General features: G+C 54.2%; 17 protein-coding genes, 4 tRNA genes, 3 rRNA genes and 1 riboswitch. Of the genes, 6 read left to right on the top strand and 18 right to left on the bottom strand.

Translation table 11 applies throughout. From position 1 onward, the window contains the following. Nucleotide 1 precedes the first annotated feature (1 nt). The gene (gene ilvX / locus AC1VYI_RS02090; protein WP_166792073.1) at nucleotides 2-52 is read right to left on the bottom strand and encodes a peptide IlvX; all 51 of its coding nucleotides are present in this window, start codon (nucleotides 50-52) and stop codon (nucleotides 2-4) included. 86 nt (nucleotides 53-138) lie between these two features. Next, nucleotides 139-237 carry an ilv operon leader peptide gene (ilvL, locus tag AC1VYI_RS02085; RefSeq protein WP_001311244.1) on the bottom strand — a complete coding sequence of 33 codons (99 nt, stop codon included), beginning with the start codon at nucleotides 235-237 and terminating at the stop codon, nucleotides 139-141. A gap of 341 nt (nucleotides 238-578) precedes the next feature. On the opposite strand from ilvL, the gene AC1VYI_RS02080 reads away from it, so the two are divergent. Continuing rightward, nucleotides 579-2,099 carry a YifB family Mg chelatase-like AAA ATPase gene (locus tag AC1VYI_RS02080; protein WP_134867024.1) on the top strand — a complete coding sequence of 507 codons (1,521 nt, stop codon included), beginning with the start codon at nucleotides 579-581 and terminating at the stop codon, nucleotides 2,097-2,099. Nucleotides 2,100-2,129: 30 nt separating this feature from the next. Here AC1VYI_RS02080 and AC1VYI_RS02075 read toward each other — a convergent pair whose 3' ends face one another. Continuing rightward, entirely contained in the window at nucleotides 2,130-2,468 is a 339-nt protein-coding gene (locus AC1VYI_RS02075) for a MaoP family protein (RefSeq protein WP_023309658.1), read from the bottom strand. A 118-nt stretch (nucleotides 2,469-2,586) separates the two neighbouring features. Between AC1VYI_RS02075 and hdfR the strand changes: the two genes are divergently transcribed. After that, nucleotides 2,587-3,408, top strand: a complete 822-nt coding sequence (gene hdfR / locus AC1VYI_RS02070) for an HTH-type transcriptional regulator HdfR (protein ID WP_023309659.1) — start codon at nucleotides 2,587-2,589, stop codon at nucleotides 3,406-3,408. Between the two features lie 98 nt (nucleotides 3,409-3,506). Here the strand turns inward: hdfR and AC1VYI_RS02065 are convergent. The 9 genes from AC1VYI_RS02065 to btuB form a co-directional block, all read right to left on the bottom strand. Continuing rightward, nucleotides 3,507-3,582: transfer RNA gene (locus tag AC1VYI_RS02065), tRNA-Trp, on the bottom strand. Nucleotides 3,583-3,636: 54 nt separating this feature from the next. Then, nucleotides 3,637-3,713, bottom strand: a tRNA-Asp gene (locus tag AC1VYI_RS02060). A 55-nt stretch (nucleotides 3,714-3,768) separates the two neighbouring features. Then, nucleotides 3,769-3,884, bottom strand: a 5S ribosomal RNA gene (gene rrf, locus AC1VYI_RS02055). Nucleotides 3,885-3,956: 72 nt separating this feature from the next. Further along, nucleotides 3,957-6,861 (bottom strand): 23S ribosomal RNA (locus AC1VYI_RS02050). Between the two features lie 181 nt (nucleotides 6,862-7,042). Next, nucleotides 7,043-7,118: transfer RNA gene (locus tag AC1VYI_RS02045), tRNA-Ala, on the bottom strand. A 42-nt stretch (nucleotides 7,119-7,160) separates the two neighbouring features. Then, a tRNA-Ile gene (locus AC1VYI_RS02040) sits at nucleotides 7,161-7,237 on the bottom strand. Between the two features lie 69 nt (nucleotides 7,238-7,306). Continuing rightward, nucleotides 7,307-8,846 (bottom strand): 16S ribosomal RNA (locus tag AC1VYI_RS02035). Together the 16S, 23S and 5S rRNA genes with 4 tRNA genes alongside form the textbook arrangement of a ribosomal RNA operon. A 383-nt stretch (nucleotides 8,847-9,229) precedes the next feature. Then, the gene (gene murI, locus AC1VYI_RS02030; protein ID WP_023309660.1) at nucleotides 9,230-10,081 is read right to left on the bottom strand and encodes a glutamate racemase; all 852 of its coding nucleotides are present in this window, start codon (nucleotides 10,079-10,081) and stop codon (nucleotides 9,230-9,232) included. Continuing rightward, on the bottom strand, nucleotides 10,026-11,873 hold the full coding sequence (btuB, locus tag AC1VYI_RS02025; protein WP_134867022.1) for a TonB-dependent vitamin B12 receptor BtuB: 1,848 nt from the start codon (nucleotides 11,871-11,873) through the stop codon (nucleotides 10,026-10,028). Before btuB ends, murI begins: the two co-directional genes overlap by 56 nt. 66 nt (nucleotides 11,874-11,939) lie before the next feature. Further along, nucleotides 11,940-12,115: riboswitch (cobalamin riboswitch) on the bottom strand. 104 nt (nucleotides 12,116-12,219) lie between these two features. Here btuB and trmA point away from each other — a divergent pair. Beyond that, nucleotides 12,220-13,320: a tRNA (uridine(54)-C5)-methyltransferase TrmA gene (trmA, locus tag AC1VYI_RS02020; RefSeq protein WP_134867021.1), complete on the top strand. Its 1,101-nt coding sequence runs from the start codon at nucleotides 12,220-12,222 to the stop codon at nucleotides 13,318-13,320. A gap of 90 nt (nucleotides 13,321-13,410) precedes the next feature. Here trmA and AC1VYI_RS02015 read toward each other — a convergent pair whose 3' ends face one another. Further along, complete coding sequence (locus tag AC1VYI_RS02015) at nucleotides 13,411-13,770, bottom strand: YijD family membrane protein (RefSeq protein ID WP_045355521.1); 360 nt, start codon at nucleotides 13,768-13,770, stop codon at nucleotides 13,411-13,413. A 9-nt stretch (nucleotides 13,771-13,779) separates the two neighbouring features. Then, a complete protein-coding gene (fabR, locus tag AC1VYI_RS02010) occupies nucleotides 13,780-14,418 on the bottom strand; it encodes an HTH-type transcriptional repressor FabR (RefSeq protein WP_008501784.1) in 639 nt (212 codons plus the stop codon). A gap of 196 nt (nucleotides 14,419-14,614) precedes the next feature. Between fabR and sthA the strand changes: the two genes are divergently transcribed. Beyond that, on the top strand, nucleotides 14,615-16,015 hold the full coding sequence (gene sthA / locus AC1VYI_RS02005) for a Si-specific NAD(P)(+) transhydrogenase (RefSeq protein ID WP_008501785.1): 1,401 nt from the start codon (nucleotides 14,615-14,617) through the stop codon (nucleotides 16,013-16,015). Here sthA and oxyR read toward each other — a convergent pair. Next, complete coding sequence (gene oxyR / locus AC1VYI_RS02000; RefSeq protein ID WP_023309664.1) at nucleotides 15,998-16,915, bottom strand: DNA-binding transcriptional regulator OxyR; 918 nt, start codon at nucleotides 16,913-16,915, stop codon at nucleotides 15,998-16,000. The two genes, sthA and oxyR, sit on opposite strands and share 18 nt — an antisense overlap. 490 nt (nucleotides 16,916-17,405) lie before the next feature. On the opposite strand from oxyR, the gene ppc reads away from it, so the two are divergent. Beyond that, entirely contained in the window at nucleotides 17,406-20,057 is a 2,652-nt protein-coding gene (gene ppc / locus AC1VYI_RS01995) for a phosphoenolpyruvate carboxylase (protein ID WP_023309665.1), read from the top strand. Nucleotides 20,058-20,152: 95 nt separating this feature from the next. Further along, a complete protein-coding gene (locus tag AC1VYI_RS01990; protein WP_032667980.1) occupies nucleotides 20,153-21,001 on the top strand; it encodes a helix-turn-helix transcriptional regulator in 849 nt (282 codons plus the stop codon). Here AC1VYI_RS01990 and AC1VYI_RS01985 read toward each other — a convergent pair. From AC1VYI_RS01985 to AC1VYI_RS01975, 3 genes are read right to left on the bottom strand one after another with little or no spacing between them, the layout of a single operon-like run. Beyond that, entirely contained in the window at nucleotides 20,988-21,344 is a 357-nt protein-coding gene (locus tag AC1VYI_RS01985) for a PTS fructose-like transporter subunit IIB (protein ID WP_023309667.1), read from the bottom strand. The genes AC1VYI_RS01990 and AC1VYI_RS01985 overlap by 14 nt on opposite strands. 2 nt (nucleotides 21,345-21,346) lie before the next feature. Beyond that, complete coding sequence (locus AC1VYI_RS01980; RefSeq protein WP_063408244.1) at nucleotides 21,347-22,222, bottom strand: [formate-C-acetyltransferase]-activating enzyme; 876 nt, start codon at nucleotides 22,220-22,222, stop codon at nucleotides 21,347-21,349. Beyond that, complete coding sequence (locus AC1VYI_RS01975; protein WP_134867020.1) at nucleotides 22,188-24,482, bottom strand: formate C-acetyltransferase; 2,295 nt, start codon at nucleotides 24,480-24,482, stop codon at nucleotides 22,188-22,190. Before AC1VYI_RS01975 ends, AC1VYI_RS01980 begins: the two co-directional genes overlap by 35 nt. Nucleotides 24,483-24,499: the final 17 nt, after the last annotated feature.

Raw genomic sequence — 24,499 nt, 5'->3', positions numbered from 1 at the left:
GTTAGTTCCCCGTCATAAATCGGGAGAAACAGAATTTTGTGCTAGTCGTCATTCTCTGCTCCTCATTTACGTTTTTTAGTCATAAAAAAACCCCCGGACCTTTCGGTGCGGGGGTCTTAGTTCGTTAAGGCTTGATTTCTAAGCCTTTCCTCGTCCAAGTGCAGCCCCGCACGGTGGGATAATAATCACCACCACGCTAATCACGACCAGGCTAATCACTCGTAGAAGGGCTGTCATTTTCAGTTCTTTTTGCATCTTGTTCGAAGGAATACCTAAAGAGTTATCACAGTTTTTAAATCAAACACAAGATTTATTTATGACGAATTTGATTAGGTAGCGAATCATATTTCTAAAAACCGTTGTTTTATATACGGAAATTAGAAAATGAATATTTTTCATTTTTTCCCTGCGGTTCTTACCGTCAAAACGGTGCTTTTTATATTCTGCGAGGAGGTTTCCACGGTTATGCAAGGGTTTCAGTGTGCGCTTAAAATCTCTGAACGGGCGGCGTAAATTCGCAAAATGACGCTAAACAGACAAAACCGGCGCTGGCATAGTCACACCAGGAGGTAGTGCAAATGTCACTGTCAGTTGTTTATACGCGTGCGGCTCTCGGGGTAAAGGCACCGCTTATTTCCGTCGAGGTTCATTTGAGCAATGGGCTACCCGGACTCACTCTTGTCGGGTTACCTGAAACGACGGTTAAAGAGGCCAGGGATCGCGTTCGAAGCGCAATAATAAATAGCGGTTATACCTTCCCCGCGAAGAAGATCACCATCAACCTTGCCCCCGCCGATCTGCCTAAAGAGGGGGGACGATACGATTTACCTATCGCAATTGCCCTTCTCGCGGCTTCTGAGCAGCTTAATACGACACGGCTAGGCTCGTATGAGTTCGTTGGCGAACTCGCGCTTACAGGCGCGTTAAGAGGCGTTCCCGGTGCGATATCGGGAGCGCTGGAAGCCATACGAGCAGGACGGCAAATCATTGTCGCCAATGAAAACGCATCAGAAGTGAGTCTTATCTCCGAGAAGGGGTGTCTCATCGCAGGGCATTTACAGGAAGTTTGTGCCTGGCTGGAAGGGCGTCATGAACTGTCCGAGCCGGAGGAGTGTGATGATGCTATAGCGGATGCACCAGAGGATCTCAGCGAGATTATGGGGCAGGAGCAAGGGAAACGGGCGCTGGAGATTACGGCTGCAGGTGGACACAATCTTCTGTTAATTGGCCCGCCGGGTACGGGTAAAACCATGCTGGCAAGCAGGTTGAGTGGGTTACTTCCACCGCTCAATAATCATGAAGCGCTGGAAAGTGCCGCCATATATAGCCTTATCAGTTCGACGTCGTTGCAAAAACAGTGGCGCCGTCGTCCTTTTCGTTCCCCGCATCATAGCGCTTCACTGACGGCAATGGTCGGTGGCGGGGCGATTCCGGGGCCGGGAGAGATCTCGCTGGCACACAATGGCATTCTGTTTCTTGATGAGCTGCCTGAGTTTGAGCGCCGAGTGCTGGATGCACTGAGGGAGCCCATTGAATCCGGTGAGATACATATCTCACGCACGCGAGCCAAAATAAGCTATCCCGCGCAGTTTCAGCTGGTCGCGGCGATGAATCCCAGCCCGACGGGTCACTACCAGGGAAACCATAACCGCTGTACGCCAGAGCAGACGTTGCGCTATCTGGGTAAGTTATCCGGCCCGTTCCTCGACCGTTTCGATTTATCCCTCGAAATCCCCCTCCCCCCGCCGGGTCTGCTCAGGCAAACGGGCATAACGGGCGAAAGCTCAGCGGAGGTACGCGAACGGGTGATTGCAGCCCAGACGCGGCAGTACGCTCGTCAGAACAGGCTGAATGCACGGCTGGATAACGCCGGGATCCGGCAGTTTTGTTCTCTTAACGTTGAGGATGCGGGATGGCTGGAGGAGACGTTGACGCGGTTCGGGCTGTCCATACGTGCGTGGCAGCGTTTGCTGAAGGTGGCCAGAACTATTGCTGACGTGGAGGGGTGCACTGACATTGAGAGGAAACATTTGCAGGAGGCGCTGAGCTACCGCGCTATCGATCGTTTGCTGCTGCATTTGCAGAAATTGCTGGCATAAAAAAAGGGGCCGTAGCCCCTTCTCTTTATTTTAGTCATCAGACTCGGTGTAGTCTTCTGCACCTTCCATCTGCGGCTTACCACCAGACAGCGTATGGAAGCGCTTAGGACGCTTAATGCGCGCCATGTACTTGATCCATACGCGTTCCGCTTCAGACTCCGGCTCACGCTCACCACGGCAAACAGAAACAAACTGTTTTTCGTCTTCGGTTGCAGGTTCACGCTTACCCAGATCCAGCTCGTTAAAGGCATAACCATGGCGCTCAAGCAGTTGAGCTTCTTTGATGGTGAAATCGCCGTGACGAGAGAACCCGCGCGGATAATGTTTATTGTCGAAAAAACGATTAGTCGTCGTAAAGCTTTCCGCCATCCTACACGCTCCTAATTCTTTGGCCGAGCTATTTATGGCGCGGAGTATTAGTTACGCTTGACAGAGTGTAAAACAAAACATTTAAATCATAACGACAAATAATTTTGCGGAGAAAGATGTGGATACGGAATTGCTTAAAACTTTCCTTGAAGTGAGCAGAACACGCCACTTTGGGCGAGCAGCTGAAGCCCTTTACCTGACGCAGTCAGCAGTCAGTTTTCGTATTCGACAGCTGGAAAATCAACTGGGTGTGAATCTTTTTACCCGCCATCGCAACAATATTCGCTTAACGCCTGCCGGTGAGAAACTGCTGCCGTATGCAGAAACGCTCATGAATACCTGGCAGGCGGCACGTAAAGAGGTGGCACATACTTCGAGGCACAATGAGTTCTCGATAGGAGCCAGCGCTTCTCTGTGGGAATGCATGCTAAGTCAGTGGCTTACCCGGTTGTATCATTCACATGGCCACCTGCAATTTGAAGCCAGGATTGCGCAACGGCAGTCGCTGGTTAAGCAACTTCATGAGCGCCAGCTTGATCTTCTGATCACAACCGAAGCCCCCAAGATGGACGAATTTAGCAGCCAGATTGTGGGCCAGTTTGGCCTGGCACTTTATGCGTCTGAACCTTCGATGATGAAGGCAGACCTGACCTATTTACGCCTGGAATGGGGGCCGGATTTTCAGCAGCACGAGACGGGACTGATTGCACCTGATGATGTTCCGCAGTTAACGACCAGCTCGGCAGAGATCGCCTGTCAGCAGCTGCCCCTGCTGAAAGGTTGTACCTGGTTACCTGTTCGCTGGGCAGACACTAAAGCAGGGCTGCACACCGTGATGGATTCCACCACGCTTACCAGGCCGCTGTATGCAATTTGGCTGCAAAACAGTGATAAGCAATCACAGATAAAAGATCTATTAAAAATCAATGTAATGGATTGATGCATCAGCCAGCAGGGATGCTGGCTGAAAATTAAGAAGAGAGTTTTCTGCAGTGTTTCAGGCAAAAAAAATCCTTTGCCGAAGCAAAGGATTCTATATGGCAGGGGCGGAGAGACTCGAACTCGCGACACCCGGTTTTGGAGACCGGTGCTCTACCAACTGAGCTACGCCCCTAAAGTTTTTTTTCCATTAAGCCTGCCAACAAGGCAGGCTTAATGTCTTAATAAGTGGCGGAACGGACGGGACTCGAACCCGCGACCCCCTGCGTGACAGGCAGGTATTCTAACCGACTGAACTACCGCTCCACCGAAGACTGCTGTAACCACCGGATTTATGCACCGGCTTACTACTTAATTTGATGCCTGGCAGTTCCCTACTCTCACATGGGGAGACCCCACACTACCATCGGCGCTACGGCGTTTCACTTCTGAGTTCGGCATGGGGTCAGGTGGGACCACCGCGCTAAAGCCGCCAGGCAAATTCTGTTAATCTGTATCAGGCTGAAATTTGATTGTGTCGTCTCTTCGCCGAAACAGCTTCGGCGTTGTAAGGTTAAGCCTCACGGTTCATTAGTATCGGTTAGCTCAACGCATCGCTGCGCTTACACACCCGACCTATCAACGTCGTCGTCTTCAACGTTCCTTCAGGACCCTTAAAGGGTCAGGGAGAACTCATCTCGGGGCAAGTTTCGTGCTTAGATGCTTTCAGCACTTATCTTTTCCGCATTTAGCTACCGGGCAGTGCCATTGGCATGACAACCCGAACACCAGTGATGCGTCCACTCCGGTCCTCTCGTACTAGGAGCAGCCCCCCTCAATTCTCCAGCGCCCACGGCAGATAGGGACCGAACTGTCTCACGACGTTCTAAACCCAGCTCGCGTACCACTTTAAATGGCGAACAGCCATACCCTTGGGACCTACTTCAGCCCCAGGATGTGATGAGCCGACATCGAGGTGCCAAACACCGCCGTCGATATGAACTCTTGGGCGGTATCAGCCTGTTATCCCCGGAGTACCTTTTATCCGTTGAGCGATGGCCCTTCCATTCAGAACCACCGGATCACTATGACCTGCTTTCGCACCTGCTCGAGCCGTCACTCTCGCAGTCAAGCTAGCTTATGCCATTGCACTAACCTCCTGATGTCCGACCAGGATTAGCTAACCTTCGTGCTCCTCCGTTACTCTTTGGGAGGAGACCGCCCCAGTCAAACTACCCACCAGACACTGTCCGCAACCCGGATTACGGGTCTACGTTAGAACACCAGCCATTAAAGGGTGGTATTTCAAGGACGGCTCCACGCAGACTGGCGTCCACGCTTCAAAGCCTCCCACCTATCCTACACATCAAGGACCAGTGTTCAGTGTCAAGCTATAGTAAAGGTTCACGGGGTCTTTCCGTCTTGCCGCGGGTACACTGCATCTTCACAGCGAGTTCAATTTCACTGAGTCTCGGGTGGAGACAGCCTGGCCATCATTACGCCATTCGTGCAGGTCGGAACTTACCCGACAAGGAATTTCGCTACCTTAGGACCGTTATAGTTACGGCCGCCGTTTACCGGGGCTTCGATCAAGAGCTTCGCGTTGCCGCTAACCCCATCAATTAACCTTCCGGCACCGGGCAGGCGTCACACCGTATACGTCCACTTTCGTGTTTGCACAGTGCTGTGTTTTTAATAAACAGTTGCAGCCAGCTGGTATCTTCGACTGATTTCAGCTCCACCCGCAGGGGCTTCACCTACATATCAGCGTGCCTTCTCCCGAAGTTACGGCACCATTTTGCCTAGTTCCTTCACCCGAGTTCTCTCAAGCGCCTTGGTATTCTCTACCTGACCACCTGTGTCGGTTTGGGGTACGATTTCGTGTTACCTGATGCTTAGAGGCTTTTCCTGGAAGCAGGGCATTTGTTACTTCAGCACCGTAGTGCCTCGTCGTCACACCTCAGCGTTAAAAGGTACCGGATTTACCTGGAACCTCCGCCTACATGCTTAAACCGGGACAACCGTCGCCCGGCTAACATAGCCTTCTCCGTCCCCCCTTCGCAGTAACACCAAGTACAGGAATATTAACCTGTTTCCCATCGACTACGCCTTTCGGCCTCGCCTTAGGGGTCGACTCACCCTGCCCCGATTAACGTTGGACAGGAACCCTTGGTCTTCCGGCGAGCGGGCTTTTCACCCGCTTTATCGTTACTTATGTCAGCATTCGCACTTCTGATACCTCCAGCATGCCTCACAGCACACCTTCAACGGCTTACAGAACGCTCCCCTACCCAACAACGCATACGCGTCGCTGCCGCAGCTTCGGTGCATGGTTTAGCCCCGTTACATCTTCCGCGCAGGCCGACTCGACCAGTGAGCTATTACGCTTTCTTTAAATGATGGCTGCTTCTAAGCCAACATCCTGGCTGTCTGTGCCTTCCCACATCGTTTCCCACTTAACCATGACTTTGGGACCTTAGCTGGCGGTCTGGGTTGTTTCCCTCTTCACGACGGACGTTAGCACCCGCCGTGTGTCTCCCGTGATAACATTCTTCGGTATTCGTAGTTTGCATCGGGTTGGTAAGCCGGGATGGCCCCCTAGCCGAAACAGTGCTCTACCCCCGAAGATGAGTTCACGAGGCGCTACCTAAATAGCTTTCGGGGAGAACCAGCTATCTCCCGGTTTGATTGGCCTTTCACCCCCAGCCACAAGTCATCCGCTAATTTTTCAACATTAGTCGGTTCGGTCCTCCAGTTAGTGTTACCCAACCTTCAACCTGCCCATGGCTAGATCACCGGGTTTCGGGTCTATACCCTGCAACTTAACGCCCAGTTAAGACTCGGTTTCCCTTCGGCTCCCCTATACGGTTAACCTTGCTACAGAATATAAGTCGCTGACCCATTATACAAAAGGTACGCAGTCACACCACAAGGGTGCTCCCACTGCTTGTACGTACACGGTTTCAGGTTCTTTTTCACTCCCCTCGCCGGGGTTCTTTTCGCCTTTCCCTCACGGTACTGGTTCACTATCGGTCAGTCAGGAGTATTTAGCCTTGGAGGATGGTCCCCCCATATTCAGACAGGATACCACGTGTCCCGCCCTACTCTTCGAGTTCACAGCCTGTGTGCTTTCGTGTACGGGACTGTCACCCTGTACCGTGCGACTTTCCAGACGCTTCCACTAACACACAAGCTGATTCAGACTCTGGGCTGCTCCCCGTTCGCTCGCCGCTACTGGGGGAATCTCGGTTGATTTCTTTTCCTCGGGGTACTTAGATGTTTCAGTTCCCCCGGTTCGCCTCGTTAACCTATGTATTCAGTTAACGATAGTGCAACGAATTGCACTGGGTTTCCCCATTCGGACATCGCCGGGTCAAAGGTTCATATCACCTCGCCGGCGCTTTTCGCAGATTAGCACGTCCTTCATCGCCTCTGACTGCCAGGGCATCCACCGTGTACGCTTAGTCGCTTAACCTCACAACCCGAAGATGTTTCTTTCGATTCATCATCGACTTGCGAAAATTTGAGAGACTCGAACACACCATTTAAGATGTGTCGTTTCAATTTTCAGCTTGATCCAGATTTTTAAAGAGCAAAACTTCGCAGTGCACCTTTTCAGGTTCACTCTGAAGTTTTCTTGGGTTCGCAGTAAAAGATGGTGGAGCTATGCGGGATCGAACCGCAGACCTCCTGCGTGCAAAGCAGGCGCTCTCCCAGCTGAGCTATAGCCCCATCGTTTATAATCTCTGTACCGCTCATCCTTTAAAAGGAGTTTGGTAGGCCTGAGTGGACTTGAACCACCGACCTCACCCTTATCAGGGGTGCGCTCTAACCACCTGAGCTACAAGCCTGCAGAGATTTTTACTGCTGTTTTTCATCAGACAATCTGTGTGAGCACTGCAAAGGCAGGTTCTTTAAGGTAAGGAGGTGATCCAACCGCAGGTTCCCCTACGGTTACCTTGTTACGACTTCACCCCAGTCATGAATCACAAAGTGGTAAGCGCCCTCCCGAAGGTTAAGCTACCTACTTCTTTTGCAACCCACTCCCATGGTGTGACGGGCGGTGTGTACAAGGCCCGGGAACGTATTCACCGTAGCATTCTGATCTACGATTACTAGCGATTCCGACTTCATGGAGTCGAGTTGCAGACTCCAATCCGGACTACGACGCACTTTATGAGGTCCGCTTGCTCTCGCGAGGTCGCTTCTCTTTGTATGCGCCATTGTAGCACGTGTGTAGCCCTACTCGTAAGGGCCATGATGACTTGACGTCATCCCCACCTTCCTCCAGTTTATCACTGGCAGTCTCCTTTGAGTTCCCGGCCTAACCGCTGGCAACAAAGGATAAGGGTTGCGCTCGTTGCGGGACTTAACCCAACATTTCACAACACGAGCTGACGACAGCCATGCAGCACCTGTCTCAGAGTTCCCGAAGGCACCAAAGCATCTCTGCTAAGTTCTCTGGATGTCAAGAGTAGGTAAGGTTCTTCGCGTTGCATCGAATTAAACCACATGCTCCACCGCTTGTGCGGGCCCCCGTCAATTCATTTGAGTTTTAACCTTGCGGCCGTACTCCCCAGGCGGTCGACTTAACGCGTTAGCTCCGGAAGCCACGCCTCAAGGGCACAACCTCCAAGTCGACATCGTTTACGGCGTGGACTACCAGGGTATCTAATCCTGTTTGCTCCCCACGCTTTCGCACCTGAGCGTCAGTCTTTGTCCAGGGGGCCGCCTTCGCCACCGGTATTCCTCCAGATCTCTACGCATTTCACCGCTACACCTGGAATTCTACCCCCCTCTACAAGACTCTAGCCTGCCAGTTTCGAATGCAGTTCCCAGGTTGAGCCCGGGGATTTCACATCCGACTTGACAGACCGCCTGCGTGCGCTTTACGCCCAGTAATTCCGATTAACGCTTGCACCCTCCGTATTACCGCGGCTGCTGGCACGGAGTTAGCCGGTGCTTCTTCTGCGGGTAACGTCAATCGCTGAGGTTATTAACCTCAACGCCTTCCTCCCCGCTGAAAGTACTTTACAACCCGAAGGCCTTCTTCATACACGCGGCATGGCTGCATCAGGCTTGCGCCCATTGTGCAATATTCCCCACTGCTGCCTCCCGTAGGAGTCTGGACCGTGTCTCAGTTCCAGTGTGGCTGGTCATCCTCTCAGACCAGCTAGGGATCGTCGCCTAGGTGAGCCGTTACCCCACCTACTAGCTAATCCCATCTGGGCACATCTGATGGCAAGAGGCCCGAAGGTCCCCCTCTTTGGTCTTGCGACGTTATGCGGTATTAGCTACCGTTTCCAGTAGTTATCCCCCTCCATCAGGCAGTTTCCCAGACATTACTCACCCGTCCGCCGCTCGTCACCCGAGAGCAAGCTCTCTGTGCTACCGCTCGACTTGCATGTGTTAGGCCTGCCGCCAGCGTTCAATCTGAGCCATGATCAAACTCTTCAATTTAAGTTTGATGCTCGTGAATTAAACTTCGTAATGAATTACGCATGTTCACTCAGAGACTTGGTATTCATTTTTCGTCTTGCGACGTTAAGAATCCATGTCACTTTGAGTGCCCACACAGATTGTCTGATAAATTGTTAAAGAGCAGTTGCAACGCGGCGTTAAGCTCATCGTTGCGAGGTCCCGTATATTACGTTTTCCTCATTCAGAGTCAAGCGATTATTTTTGCTTTTCTCTGCCGGCGTTCATCTCTGAACCCCGCTAACCCGGCGGCCTGTAAGCCGTTGTTCCGTGTCAGTGGAGGCGCATTATAGGGAGTTCTCAGACGTTGACAACCCCTCTTTTAAAAAAAAATTTCAACCGTCTCTTTTTTGCTCAAAACCGTGCTACAGCGCCAGTTTTTCGAGCGTTTCAAAGCCATAACGGCGTAAAACGGGTAAAAGTTGCTCAGTCTCTTTCGTGATGGCCATACAAAACGCGATATTCGCGTCGGTAGATTTCGCATCCGGCGCTTCATGCTCCAGTAGCCAGGCCGTACGACGGGCGATAGCCGCGCCGGAATCCACCAGGCGCGTCCCCTCCGGCAACACCTCTAATAGCTCTTCCTGTAATAGCGGGAAGTGGGTGCAGCCCAGCACAACGGTATCCGGAGGTTCGGGCATCCGCAGCCACGGACGAAGAATACGACGCAGCTCGTCGAGTGATACCGCTTTTCCGTGCAGCTTCGCTTCAGCCATCTCCACCAGCTCAGCCGAACCCAGCATCGCAATCTGGCATTCGTTGGCAAAACGGTCGATCAGCTCGCGGGTATAAGGACGCTTTACCGTGCCTCGCGTTGCCAGCAAACCCACAATGCCGTTCGCCGTAAGGCGCGCGGCAGGCTTTATCGCAGGAACAACGCCCACAACCGGGAACTGGAATTTTTCACGCAGGGCGGGAAGAGAAACGGTGCTTGCCGTATTACAGGCGATGACGGCCAGCGCAAGGGGATAGCGCTTTTGTACAGCGGTGACGATTTCAACCACACGCTCAACAATAAAATCTTCGCTCTTTTCCCCATACGGGAAAGCGACGTTATCGAAGGCGTAGATGTAATGGAGATCCGGCAGGAGATGCCGAATCTCATCATAGACCGAAAGCCCACCGACGCCGGAATCAAACACCAGCACGGTGGGACGCGGATTAGAAGGTGTAGCTGCCAGACAAGGTGTATTCCCGTCCTGCAGTTTGGTAGCCATAAACTGTCTCGTAATCTTTATCGAACAGGTTGGCTATTTTACCACGAACTGTGAGATGTGAGGTGACAGGATACGAAACTGCGACATCCCACAGGCTGACACCACCCATTTTTACTTTCTCAGACGGATAAGCACCAAAGTCAGTGTCGTAACGCGTACCGAGATAGTGATAAGTCAGGCTCCAGTCGAAATCATAGATCTGCGTGTCGAGCTGATATTTCACCTGCTGCTTAGCACGACGGTCCAGAAGTTCGTTGGTTGCGGCATTGCGGGCATCCACATAGTCGTAGCCTACAGTATGCGTCAACGGGCCCGTATCAAACGATGCTGTCGCTTCCACACCTTTAATGCGCGCTTTACCGACGTTGTAATATTGCTGAAGGTTATTATCGAAGTCGATGAGATTATCGACGTCATTACGGTAGCCGGAGACGCGCCAGCTCACGCCCGCCATCAGGCCTTCAAACGCACCTTCCCACTGCTTACTCTCTTCTGGATCAAGATGGTCATTGCCATAGAAACCATAGAGTTGACCCAGATTCGGAGCCTTATAGGCCGTACCATAAGAAGCAACGAAGCGGTAACCCTCCACGAACTCCCAGGCCGCACTACTTTGCCAGGTGCCATGGCGGCCGAACTGAGAGTTGTCATCGCTGCGAACCGCTCCTTCCAGAGTGAAGTCACCAAACTGCTGCAACCCGGTCAGGTAAACGCCGGTGTTACGCAGGTCGTAGCCGTTGGTCACGTAGTTTGTACCCGGCTCGGTGCTCTGCTTCTGCCAGTCAACGCCCGCGCCAATGTTTCCATGGCCAACATCAACGGAATTCAGCCACTGGACGTTGTACTGTTTGATTTCATCCAGGGTGGCAGTCGAATCGTAGCGGCCCAGATTTGGGTCGTAGTTATAGTCCTTGCTGTGGCTATAGCTGGTGAGCAGCTGTGAATGGAAGATGTCATCGTTGAAGCGCAATCCAGCATCCCAGGTCTGACTATAGAGCTGGCGGGTATCGACCAGTACATCGGGGGTAAATGAGCTGTAGTAACCGTCGTAGGCAGTACGGTTGCTGTAGCCAAAGCCGCGAACAAATCCGCTCCACTGCTCCGAGAATGCGTGATCCACTGCACCATAGAGCGTTTTATTCATAAAGCCGTCGCGATCGGTCTGGGCAAGGCCACCATTGTTGCCGTCCGCAACCACATCAAACCCTTTGGTATAGGTGTAATCACCCGCAAGCGTGACGCGCGTGCTGTCGCCCAATGTTTGCTGAGTACTGCCGCCATAATTCTGGTAACCATGCGACCCTGCACCTGCATTCAGCGTGGTACCGTCCTTCGCGCGAGTGGTAATAATGTTTACGACTCCGCCGATCGCGTCCGAGCCGTATACCGCCGAACGCGGTCCACGAACATATTCGATACGCTGCACCAGGGAGATCGGGAACTGGCTGAGATCGGACGACCCCGTAACGCCCGCCTGGTTAAGGCGGATCCCATCAACAAGGATCAGGACGTGGCTGGAGTTGGTGCCGCGTATAAAGAGAGAAGAGAGTTGCCCCATCCCGCCACTTTGCGCCGTATCCACGCCGGGCAGGCGACGCATAACATCCAGGACTGAGGTTGATTGCCAACGGTCAATATCGGCACGCGTAACAACGGAGGTTGCAGCCAGAATAGTTTTTTCAGGTTGTTCAAAACGATTTGCCGTCACCACCAACGAGTCGGCGCTATCCTGCGCCCAGCCCGAAAATGCCGTGACGGACAACGCCGTCAACAGCGATACTTTTTTAATCATTGTTAAAGCATCCACAATATAAGAAGGATGCCGCAGGCCTCATCGATAGCACGCGATGATGAAACCAAATGCGACGTGATCCCGGCAGGTCTTCGGGCTAGGTGGCTATATAAGGATGAAGACTTCCCATTTTCACAGTGTCTACAGCGCTCATCCCGCCAGACTTTACCGCTGCGCGTCAGCTCCAGATTTACACTGGATTCCCTTTTCACTCTCAGGAGACCGGAAACAGAATGCTACAATTAGACACGTATGGATGTCCAGACAGCTATTGCCCATTAAATCTGGACATCCCCTGAACAATGCCTACAATCCCCGCGTAATTCTTTATCACTCAGGACGCATCATGACCCCAGAACACCTCCCGACAGAACAGTACGACGCGCAGCTGGCAGAGAAAGTCGTCCGCCTGCAAAGTATGATGACGCCTTTCAACGCGCCCGTTCCCGAGGTGTTCCGCTCTCCCGTCAGCCACTACCGCATGCGCGCCGAATTCCGCATCTGGCACGACGGCGACGACCTGTACCACATCATTTTCGATCAGCAGACGAAATCCCGTATCCGCGTGGACAGCTTTCCGGCGGCGAGCGAGCTCATTAACCAGTTGATGACGTTGATAATGGACGGCGTGCGCAACAATCCGGTACTGCGTAACAAGCTGTTCCAGATTGACTACCTGACCACGCAAAGCAATCAGGCGATTGTCTCTCTGCTGTATCACAAAGCGCTTAACGACGAGTGGCGCGAGCAGGCAGAAGCGCTGCGCGATGCGCTGCGCGCTCAGAACATCAACGTTCACCTGATTGGCCGCGCGACCAAAACCAAAATCATGCTGGATCAGGACTACATCGACGAGCGCCTGCCGGTGGCAGGTAAAGAGATGGTGTATCGTCAGGTAGAGAACAGCTTCACCCAGCCGAACGCCGCGATGAACGTGCAGATGCTGGAGTGGGCGCTGAAGGCGACGGAAGGATCAACGGGCGATCTGCTGGAGCTTTACTGCGGTAACGGCAACTTCTCGCTGGCGCTGGCGCGTAACTTCGATCGCGTGCTGGCAACGGAAATCGCAAAGCCGTCGGTGGCAGCCGCGCAGTACAACATTGCCGCCAACCATATCGACAACGTGCAGATCGTTCGTATGGCCGCAGAAGAGTTCACGCAGGCCATGAACGGCGTACGCCAGTTTAACCGCCTGGAAGGGATCGATCTCAAGAGCTACCAGTGTGAGACGATTTTTGTCGACCCGCCGCGCAGTGGCCTGGACAGCGAAACCGAAAAGATGGTGCAGGCGTACCCGCGTATTTTGTACATCTCCTGTAACCCGGAGACGCTGTGCAAGAACCTCGAAACATTAGGCCAGACGCACAAGGTTGAACGTCTGGCGCTGTTCGATCAGTTCCCGTATACGCACCATATGGAGTGCGGCGTACTGCTCACGGCGAAGTAATGTGGGGCTTGTAGGGCAGGTAAGCGAAGCGCCACCTGCCAAAAAAGCCGGATGGCGCTTCGCTTTTCCGGCCTACAATGACGAAACCCTTTACTCTGATAACTGGCTTTTACGGCTACGCATGCGGGAGCCAATCCAGAACACCAGCGCCACAGACAGTACGGCAGGGAAGAAGTTAGAGCCGATATCCGGATATTCCGCGCGAACCACCGTGCTATACAGCAATACGCCCAGAATAAAGCAGGCAGCGGCCAGCCCCGGTAACCCCACCGGCATGGTGCGGTTCAGGTAACGTTGATGCAGGCAGTAAACCGTCAGCACCAGCGCAATAAGCGGGAAAATCGAAAACGGCACGATTGAGCTAAAAATAGCGGCAAACGTACCATTAATGGATAAGCCAGCGATCAATGCCAGCAACAGCGTCCCTTTATCCTGACCTGACTGTTTCATTACTCACCTTCACTCTTCGGTTTGATGTGCCAGTTTCTCTTGTTCACGGCGATACCAGTAGTACGCGCCTTTGGAGATCATCCTGAGCTGCAATACCAGCCGCTCTTCGAGCTGCTTGCGTTGTTCAATGCTGACATCCAGCGCTTCGGCACCCGCGCTGAAAACAATCGTCACCATCGCCTCGGCCTGTGCTTCAGTAAACGCGCGCGGCATATGGTTTTCGAGTTCAAGATAGTCGGCAAGTTCCGCGATGAAATGCTGAATTTCACGCGCGACGGCGGCACGAAACGCCGCCGATGTGCCCGAACGCTCGCGCAGAAGCAGACGAAACGCGTTGGGGTTATTGCCGATAAATTCCATAAAGGTCGATACGGAGGTGCGGATCACGCTGCCCCCTTTGGCGATACGCTGACGCGCCTGGCGCATCAGCTGGCGCAGCATCAGGCCGCTCTCGTCGACCATGGTCAGGCCCAGTTCATCCACATCACGGAAATGACGATAGAAGGACGTTGGCGCAATCCCGGCCTCGCGTGCGACTTCGCGCAGGCTCAAACTGGCAAAACTTCGCTCAGCACTCAGTTGACTGAATGCGGCTTCCACCAGCGAACGCCGGGTTTTCTCTTTTTGTTGTGCTCTTACGCCCATCACGATAGTTGAATCCTTCCAAAGGCCTGATGGCACTATACCAGAGAATAAAATTAATCTGTTTGCCTGGCTTTGTGAATGATTGTTTACGTGCGGTTTGTGCTCCACTGCCCGAAAAAAGCACAACGATAATTGGGTTACCTTGGCAATGATGTTATGATTCTGTTGCTTTTATGTATAAGAACAGGTAAGCCTTACCATGCCACATTCCTACGATTACGACGCAATAGTTATTGGTTCCGGCCCCGGCGGCGAAGGTGCTGCTATGGGTCTGGTGAAACAGGGAGCCAGAGTAGCGGTCATCGAGCGCTACCATAATGTCGGCGGCGGTTGCACCCACTGGGGCACCATCCCTTCGAAAGCCCTCCGCCACGCCGTTAGCCGCATTATCGAATTTAACCAGAACCCTCTTTACAGCGACCACTCCCGACTTCTTCGATCATCCTTTGCTGACATCCTGAATCATGCGGATACCGTTATTAACCAGCAGACACGCATGCGTCAGGGATTTTATGAGCGTAACCACTGTGAAATTTTGCAGGGCAATGCGCATTTTGTGGATGAACACACCCTGGCACTCGAATGCCACGACGGTTCGGTTGAAACCATCACGGCTGAAAAATTTGTTATCGCCTGCGGCTCACGCCCTTACCATCCGGCCGACGTGGACTTCTCGCACCCGCGCGTTTACGACAGCGACTCGATTCTGAGCCTGCACCATGAGCCTCGCCACGTCATTATCTATGGCGCAGGGGTCATTGGTTGCGAATATGCGTCGATCTTCCGCGGAATGGACGTCAAAGTTGACCTGATCAACACCCGTGACCGCCTCCTGGCGTTCCTCGATCAGGAGATGTCGGACTCCCTCTCCTACCACTTCTGGAACAGCGGCGTGGTGATTCGCCACAACGAAGAGTACGAGAAGATTGAGGGCTGTGACGACGGGGTGATCATGCACCTGAAGTCCGGTAAGAAGCTGAAAGCAGACTGCCTGCTGTACGCCAACGGTCGTACCGGCAACACCGATTCACTGCAGCTGGAAAATATCGGGCTTGAAACCGACAGCCGCGGTCAGCTGAAGGTCAACAGCATGTATCAGACCGCCCTGCCGCACGTTTACGCGGTCGGCGACGTGATTGGCTACCCAAGCCTGGCCTCAGCCGCTTACGACCAGGGACGCATTGCCGCACAGGCGCTGGTAAAAGGCGAAGCGACGGCGCACCTGATCGAAGATATTCCGACGGGCATCTATACCATCCCGGAAATCAGTTCTGTCGGCAAAACCGAACAGCAGCTGACGTCAATGAAGGTGCCTTACGAGGTGGGACGCGCCCAGTTTAAACATCTGGCGCGGGCGCAAATCGTGGGGATGAGCGTGGGAACGCTGAAGATACTGTTCCATCGCGAGACCAAAGAGATCCTCGGCATTCACTGCTTTGGTGAACGCGCGGCGGAAATCATTCATATCGGCCAGGCGATAATGGAGCAGAAAGGCGGTGGTAACACCATTGAGTACTTCGTTAACACCACCTTTAACTACCCGACCATGGCGGAAGCCTATCGGGTAGCTGCGCTGAACGGCTTAAACCGCCTGTTTTAACGCGCTGTCGAAATGGCCATCCATCGAACCACGGATGGCCTCTGCCAGCTGCTCATAGCGGCTGCGCAGCGGTGAACCCGGACGATACACCAGGCCGATAGTGCGACGCGGCTCCGGCTTAATGCACGGCAGATAAACCACGCCATCACGTTTACGCTCGCGCGGCACGGCCAGCGCAGGCAGCAGCGTAATACCGCTTCCCGCCGCGACCATATTACGCAGCGTTTCCAGGCTGGTTGCGCGGAAATGGGTATCTTCATCCGCACCCGCTTCAAAGCAAAAGCCCATCGCCTGATCGCGCAGGCAGTGGCCATCTTCCAGCATCAGCAGCTTTTCACCGGCCAGATCGGCCATCGGTACGCGATCGCGGTTCGCCCACGGGTGATCTTCATAGATCGCCAGCATCATCGGCTCATCGAACAGCGGCACTTCAATAAAGGCTTCACTCTCTTTCACCAGCGCCAGAATGGCGCAGTCGAGCTTGCCGCTGTCTAACTGCGCCAGCAGCTGATGGGTCTGCGCTTCATGCAGGTACATTTCGAGTTTCGGGAACGTCTGGTGCAGCATCGGAATGATGTGCGGCAACAGGTACGGGCCAACGGTTGGGATCAGGCCAATATGCAGCGGGCCGGACATCGCCTCCCCCTGCTGGCTTGCCATTTCCTTGAGCACTTTGACCTCGCGCAGCACTGTGCGCGCCTGATCCACCAGCAGCAGACCTGCCTGTGTGAACAGAACCTTACGACTGGTGCGCTCCAGCAGCATCACGCCCAGCTCGTCTTCCAGCTTGCGGATCTGACCGCTCAGCGTGGGCTGGCTGACGTGACAGGAATCTGCCGCGCGGCGAAAGTGACGATGCTCGGCTAACGCTACCAGGTATTCAAGATCACGAATATTCATTATTCATCCTCCGTCGCCACGATAGTTCATGGCGATAGATAGCATAGCAACGAACGATTATCCCTATCAAGCATTCTGTTGAATAATACACCACATAGACGAGGCGGCACGTGTTTGACCCTTGACGTCCCCGCTCCGTCAGCGAGTTTCTCTCAAAACTCGAACAACTAAAGCCAACGTGAACTTTTGCGGACCCCGTGGTCCGCTTTTTTTTTTGCGTAAAAAACCCCACAGATAAAAGCAAAATGGCAACCGAAGCTGCCATTTTTCGTGTTTACCCCTTTTCCCCGGTACATTCTCATAAGCATCTCTTATCTGACGCAATGGGAATTAAATTTCGTAAATTGCCCTCATTTATTCGTTTGCTGAACCGTTTTCGCAGCAATTGACGACGGGGGTTTTACGTGGCTTTATAAGGGGAGATGACAAAATAATGTCCAGAAAATTTTCGCCTGGGCATAAACAAAAATGATGGGGTGACTGGGTTTTTATGAACGAACAATATTCCGCGTTGCGTAGTAATGTCAGTATGCTCGGCAAAGTGCTTGGAGATACCATCAAAGACGCGTTGGGGGAGAACATCCTCGACCGCGTTGAAACCATCCGCAAGCTGTCTAAATCTTCCCGTGCCGGTAACGAGGCCAGTCGTCAGGAGCTGCTCACCACCTTGCAGAACCTCTCAAACGATGAGCTGCTGCCCGTTGCACGCGCATTCAGCCAGTTCCTGAACCTGGCCAACACCGCTGAGCAATACCACAGCATTTCGCCAAATGGCGAAGCTGCCAGCAACCCGGAAGTCATTGCCCGCACCCTGCGTAAACTGAAAGACCAGCCAGACCTCAACGAAGCCACCATCAAAAAAGCGGTGGAGTCGCTTTCGCTGGAGCTGGTGCTGACCGCACACCCCACTGAAATTACCCGTCGCACCCTGATCCACAAAATGGTGGAAGTGAACAACTGTCTGAAGCAGTTGGATAACAAAGACATTGCCGACTACGAACGCAACCAGCTGATGCGCCGTCTGCGCCAGCTGATTGCCCAGTCCTGGCACACCGATGAAATTCGTAAGCATCGTCCAAGCCCGGTCGACGAAGCGAAATGGGGATTTGCGGTGGTGGAAAACAGCCTGTGGGAAGGGGTGCCTAACTACCTGCGCGAGCTGAACGAACAGCTGGAAGAGAACCTCGGCTACCGCCTGCCGGTCGACTTCGTTCCGGTCCGCTTCACCTCCTGGATGGGGGGCGACCGCGACGGCAACCCGAACGTGACCGCAGAAATTACCCGTCACGTCCTGCTGCTGAGCCGCTGGAAAGCGACCGACCTGTTCCTGAAAGACATTCAGGTGCTGATCTCCGAGCTGTCGATGGTTGAAGCGACGCCGGAACTGCGCGCGCTGGCCGGAGAAGAAGGCGCCAGCGAGCCGTACCGTTTCCTGATGAAGAAACTGCGTGGTCAGCTGATGGCCACTCAGGCCTGGCTGGAAGCGCGTCTGAAAGGTCAGCGCCTGCCAAAACCAGAGGGTCTGCTCAGCCAGAACGAACAGCTCTGGGAGCCGCTGTATGCCTGTTATAAATCACTGCAGGCCTGCGGGATGGGCATCATCGCTAACGGCGAACTGCTCGACACCCTGCGCCGCGTGAAGTGTTTTGGCGTGCCGCTGGTGCGTATCGACGTACGTCAGGAAAGTACCCGTCATACCGAAGCGCTGGGCGAGCTGACCCGCTATCTCGGCATCGGCGACTATGAAAGCTGGTCCGAAGCCGACAAACAGGCCTTCCTGATCCGCGAGCTGAACTCGAAGCGCCCTCTGCTGCCGCGCAACTGGGAGCCAAGCAACGAAACCCGCGAAGTACTCAACACCTGTAAAGCGATCGTGGACGCGCCGAAAGGATCGGTGGCCGCCTATGTGATCTCCATGGCGAAGACCCCGTCAGACGTGCTGGGCGTTCACCTTCTGCTGAAAGAAGCGGGAATCGACTACGCTCTGCCGGTCGCCCCGCTGTTTGAGACCCTCGACGACCTGAACAACGCCAACGACGTCATGACCCAGCTGCTGAATATCGACTGGTACCGCGGCTTTATTCAGGGCAAACAGATGGTGATGATTGGCTATTCCGACTCCGCGAAAGATGCGGGCGTGATGGCGGCATCCTGGGCGCAGTATCAGGCGCAGGACGCACTGATCAAAACCTGCGAGAAAGCCGGTATTGAGCTGACCCTGTTCCACGGACGCGGTGGCTCGATTGGCCGTGGCGGCGCGCCTGCACACGCAGCGCTGCTGTCGCAGCCGCCGGGAAGCCTCAAAGGCGGCCTGCGCGTCACCGAGCAGGGCGAGATGATCCGCTTCAAGTACGGTCTGCCGGAAGTGACCATCAGCAGCCTGTCGCTCTACACCAGCGCGATCCTGGAAGCAAACCTGCTGCCGCCGCCGGAGCCGAAAGCATCCTGGTGCCATATCATGGACGAGCTGTCTGATATCTCCTGCGATCTGTACCGCGGCTACGTGCGTGAAAACAAAGATTTCGTTCCTTACTTCCGCTCGGCCACGCCTGAGCAGGAGCTGGGTAAACTGCCGCTGGGCTCACGTCCTGCGAAGCGTCGCCCGACCGGTGGCGTAGAGTCTCTGCGCGCGATCCCGTGGATCTTCGCCTGGACGCAGAACCGTTTGATGCTGCCCGCCTGGCTGGGTGCCGGTGCCGCACTGCAAAAAGTGGTGGAAGACGGTAAACAGAACGAACTGGAAACCATGTGCCGCGACTGGCCGTTCTTCTCCACCCGTCTGGGCATGCTGGAGATGGTCTTTTCGAAAGCTGACCTGTGGCTGGCGGAATACTACGACCAGCGTCTGGTGAAACCAGAGCTGTGGGCGCTCGGTAAAGAGCTGCGCGAACTGCTGGAAGGCGACATCAAAGTGGTACTGGACATCGCCAACGACTCACATCTGATGGCGGACCTGCCGTGGATTGCCGAGTCTATTCAGCTGCGTAACATCTACACCGACCCGCTGAACGTCCTGCAGGCAGAGCTGCTGCACCGTTCGCGTCTGGCAGAAGAAGAAGGGAAAGAGCCGGATCCGCGCGTTGAACAGGCGCTGATGGTGACGATTGCGGGCGTTGCGGCAGGTATGCGTAACACCGGCTAATGCTTTCCGCCCGGCGGCGCTACGCTTGCACGGGCCTACGATACGTAGGCCGGGTAAGCGTTAGCGCCGCCCAGCAATACCCTGGTATCCACACCATGCACCACGACATTACCCACATCCTGACTGACCTGATCAACGGCACAACGCCGCTGCGTCAGGTGCATTTTGCGAACCCAGCGATCCCCGCCCCCGAACTTGCCCTGCAGGTCGATTTCCCACGTCTGGAGATCGCGATCGAAGGTTCAATGAAAGACCAGGCTGGCTGCGTTTTACAGCAGGGGGATGTTTTATACGTCCCGGCTGGCGGCTGGAATAATCCACATTGGCAAGCACCCGCAACCACGCTGAGTATCCTGTTTGGCAAACAGCAGCTTGGGTTTAGCCTTTTGCATTGGGACGGTAAAGACGTTCGAAATCTGGCAAAGCAGCACGTTGCCCGCCGCGGTCCGCGTATTGGATCGCTACTCTTACAGACGCTCCATGAAATCCAGATGCAACCGCATGAGCAGCAAACCGCGAGGCTGATTATCGCCAGCCTGCTTAGCCACTGCGTGGACCTTCTGGGGAGTCAGATCCAAACCGCCTCCCGCAGTCAGGCTCTGTTTGAAGCGATTCGGGTCTATATTGACGAACACTACGCCACTCCCCTTACCCGGGAATCCGTCGCGCAGGCGTTCTATATCTCCCCAAACTACCTGTCGCATCTGTTCCAGAAAACGGGCGCAGTGGGTTTTAATGAATACCTGACGCATACCCGGCTGGAACACGCGCGCCAGCTGTTAAAAGGGTATGATTTAAAAGTGAAAGAGGTGGCGCATGCCTGCGGTTTTGTCGACAGCAACTATTTCTGCCGGTTATTCCGCAAGAACACGGAGCGTTCGCCGTCAGAATACCGTCGCCAGTATCACAGCCAGCTCACCGGGAAGGGTGCTAGTCCAGAATGATCTGAGTTTGCTGCGGAGCGGATAGCATTTTACGCACCGCGCCCATCACCTTTTGTGGGTCACGTAAAAAGGCGTTAATACCGCACTTCACGTAGCGCGTATGCTCGAAACGTTCACTGCCCGCCAGTTCGATATCAGTAATGAGCAATACGACATCAGCACGCCGGATGTCCTCTTCCGTAAGCTCACTCTCAACGCCCAGCGCTCCCTGCGTCTCAATGTTAACGCTCCACTTCTCCTGCTGGCAGAGCTTTTCCAGCCGTTCGGCAGCCATATAGGTATGTGCGACGCCACTGACGCACGCGGTCACCGCCACCAGATGACGTCCCGCTATCACTGTCATGTTCAGCCTCCCAGGGTAACATTGAAACCTTCGCACTCGGCCAGTTGACGCATCGCTGACACCTCATCTTCTGTCGGCGGGATCGCTTGCCGCATTCCCCACACCTGTCCCAGCAGACGGTATTTTGGCTCCCCATACTGATGGAAGGGCAATAAATGCAGCTGCCGTATTCCTGAAGGTAACAGGAAAGCCAGCACGCGCGCCATGTTCGTTTCGTTAAGCGTATAGCCAGGAATAAGCGGGACGCGGGGAATCACGTTTATCCCGTCAGCCACCAGCTGGCGGAAATTATCCAGCACCCTGGGGAGATTCATAGCCAAAACGGATTGGGCCAGCGCCGTGTCCATGATCTTCAAATCAAACAGCACTTCATCACACTGGTGAGCCAGCGGCATTAATCGGGACAAAGGCGCATCGCCTGCCGTTTCGATGGCCGTATGCACGCCGAAACGACGCAGCCTCTGTAGAAGCTGTGTCGCGAAAGGCGCCTGCAGCAACACTTCCCCGCCCGAAAGCGTCACCCCGCCTCCCGAGGAACGAAAGAAGACATCGTCTTTCATTACCTCGTTTTCCAGCTCATCCAGGGTCACATCGCGCCCGATGTGCTCGAACGCGCCGGACGGGCACTCCTCAGCGTCCCGCAGGCAGGGAGCACAGTGCAGGCATTTACTCTCCCGGCGCACCGTCTCGATTTTCGGGGAGATCGACTCCGGATTCGCACACCACGGACAGCGGTGAGGGCAGCCTTTAAAAAAAACCACCGTGCGGATGCCGCTTCCGTCGTTCAGTGAGTAGCGCTGGATGTTGAAAATACGCGCCACGTCGACGCGCGTTTCAACCACGTCACAGCTGATGTGCTGTGCGGCGGATAATGTCATCCTGGATCTCCTTCGATAACTCGACAAAGAAGGCGCTGTATCCGGCAACGCGCACCACCAGCCCGGCAAAATCCTGTGGACGCTGTTGCGCTTCACGCAATGTTTCCGCGTTCACCACGTTAAACTGGATATGCTGCAGCTTAAGCTGGGTGAAAGCGCGAAGGAAATCCGCCAGCTTTTGCAGCCCGGTATCGCCTTCCAGCGTCGCAGGGGTAAATTTAACGTTTAACAGCGTACCGTTAGATAACAGATAGTTATCCAGCTTGCTTACCGATTTTAATACCGCCGTTGGGCCCTGCATATCTTGCCCAAGCATCGGCGAGAGCCCACCGTCAGCCAGTTGCTCTCCGGCAAAGCGGCCATCCGGTGTAGCTCCCACCACCGCCCCCAGCGGCACGTGTGCCGATACGGTATAAGAGCCTGGCGTGAACTGTCCGCCGCGCGGGTTCCGGTATTTTTCGACCTCTTTACAGTAATGGCGCAGCAGTTCAGCGCTGATATTGTCGACATCATCGATATCATTGCCGTATTTTTCGAAGCGATTGATCAACCTTGCACGCACCTTTTCGCCCTCTGGGGTGGCAAAGTTCGCTTTTAACACGGCTAAGAGCTCATCAAAACTTAAGCGCTGCTGTTCAAAGACCAGCCCTTTCAGGGCGTGCAGTGAATCGCTCAGGTTGGCTATCCCGATTCCCTGAACGCCAGAAAAGTTATACCGCGCCCCGCCGTCGGTAATATCTTTCCCTGATTCAAGACAATCGCTGATAAATGAAGAGAGCAACGGTACCGGTGCCCAGTCTCGATGGCCGATATCGCAGATGTTGCTCCCCTCAACCATCAGCGCAATGTAGTGATTAATTTTGGCGCGAATATGGTCCAGCAAGCCTTCATAACTCAGCGCTGCGTTGCCTTCGTTCTCCTGCATCGCGATTTCCATCACCTTCAGCAGGTTAAACATCGCGATATCATGCAGACCGTAGGTTTTACCCGGAATTGACAGTTCTACACAGCCAACCACCGCGTAGTCGCGCGCATCTTCCAGCGACACCCCCCGATTCAGGAAAGCGGGCACCACCACTTCGTCATTGAAAATCTGCGGGATACCGGTGCCCAGGCGGATCGTCTCCGCCGTTTTAAGCAGAAAAGGACGGTCGATAAGTTCGTTAACCCGCACGCCAAGGTTCGGTTGAGGAAGCTGAACGCTCTGATAAGCATCCAGGCACAGGAAGGAAAGCACATTCACCGCGCTACGACCGTTCTCCGTCAGGCCGCCCAATAGTGCGGTATACCCGGTCGGGAATCCGGCAAAATAGCGGGCGCTGCTGGTCGAGCGTAAAAGCACCACATCATTGCACTTCACCCACAGCGATTCCAGAATCTCTTTCAGGAAAACGGGCGCTTCGCCCTGTGAGAGCGAGGCCTGATAAAAGGGCAGCATGTACTGGTCAAAGCGCCCGATGGAGAGCGAACTTGCGTTGGATTCATACTGCAAAATAACGTTCATGTACCAGAAGAGCTGACACGCCTGCCAGAACGTTTGCGGCTTATGCTGCGCGTTGTGGCGCGAGATTTCTGCCATCTTCCGTAATTCTTCACGCCGTGCTGCATCGCTGCTTGCAGCCAACTCTTCAGCCAGTGATGCATAGCGCAGTATATGACGCTGGGACGCTTCAAGCAGAATCAGCGCGGCGGCATAGAACGTGTTCTGCGCATCGCGGGCGCAGCGTTCGCGCAATTCCTCCACCAGCACACCCAGGCCGTTATTGAGCAGGCGCGGATAATCAATAATGATATGCCCCTGCCCTTTGTCCGTCTGGTTGACGCTGAAAATTTGCGTCCCCACAGCGGCTTTCACCTCATCCGTCATCTGGCTGTTAATGAAATCCTTCATTGACCGTTTTTCCCAGTAGGGATACAGCACGTCACGGTAGATCTGTTTATCCGCTTCGCCGATCTCGAAGCGGTCCTGTGGACGAGTGGAGAACTGGTCCAGCTCCTTAAGCAGCCAGTACGGATCCATCTCAGGCGACATAATGCCCGCACGCGGTTTAACGGTCCGGTTTCCGGCAATCAGTTCCTCATCACGAATCGCGATGTTCACATGGTCAAGAATGTACGCCGTGGCTTTTGCACGCCTGAGGATAACCGGCTCACCTTCCGTCTGCTGATGGCTGGCGGTATAGAGCAAAGCACGCTCAAGCGAGATTTCACGTGGGCTGGCAAAAAGTGCGTCTTTCAAACGCTGGGTACGATTCGTCATGAGGGAACTCCTGTAAC

This window comes from Enterobacter sp. QK-SA4, assembly GCF_056856775.1.
The sequence above is the reverse complement of the archived record's forward strand: the minus strand, read 5'-3'. Positions and strand labels throughout refer to the sequence as shown.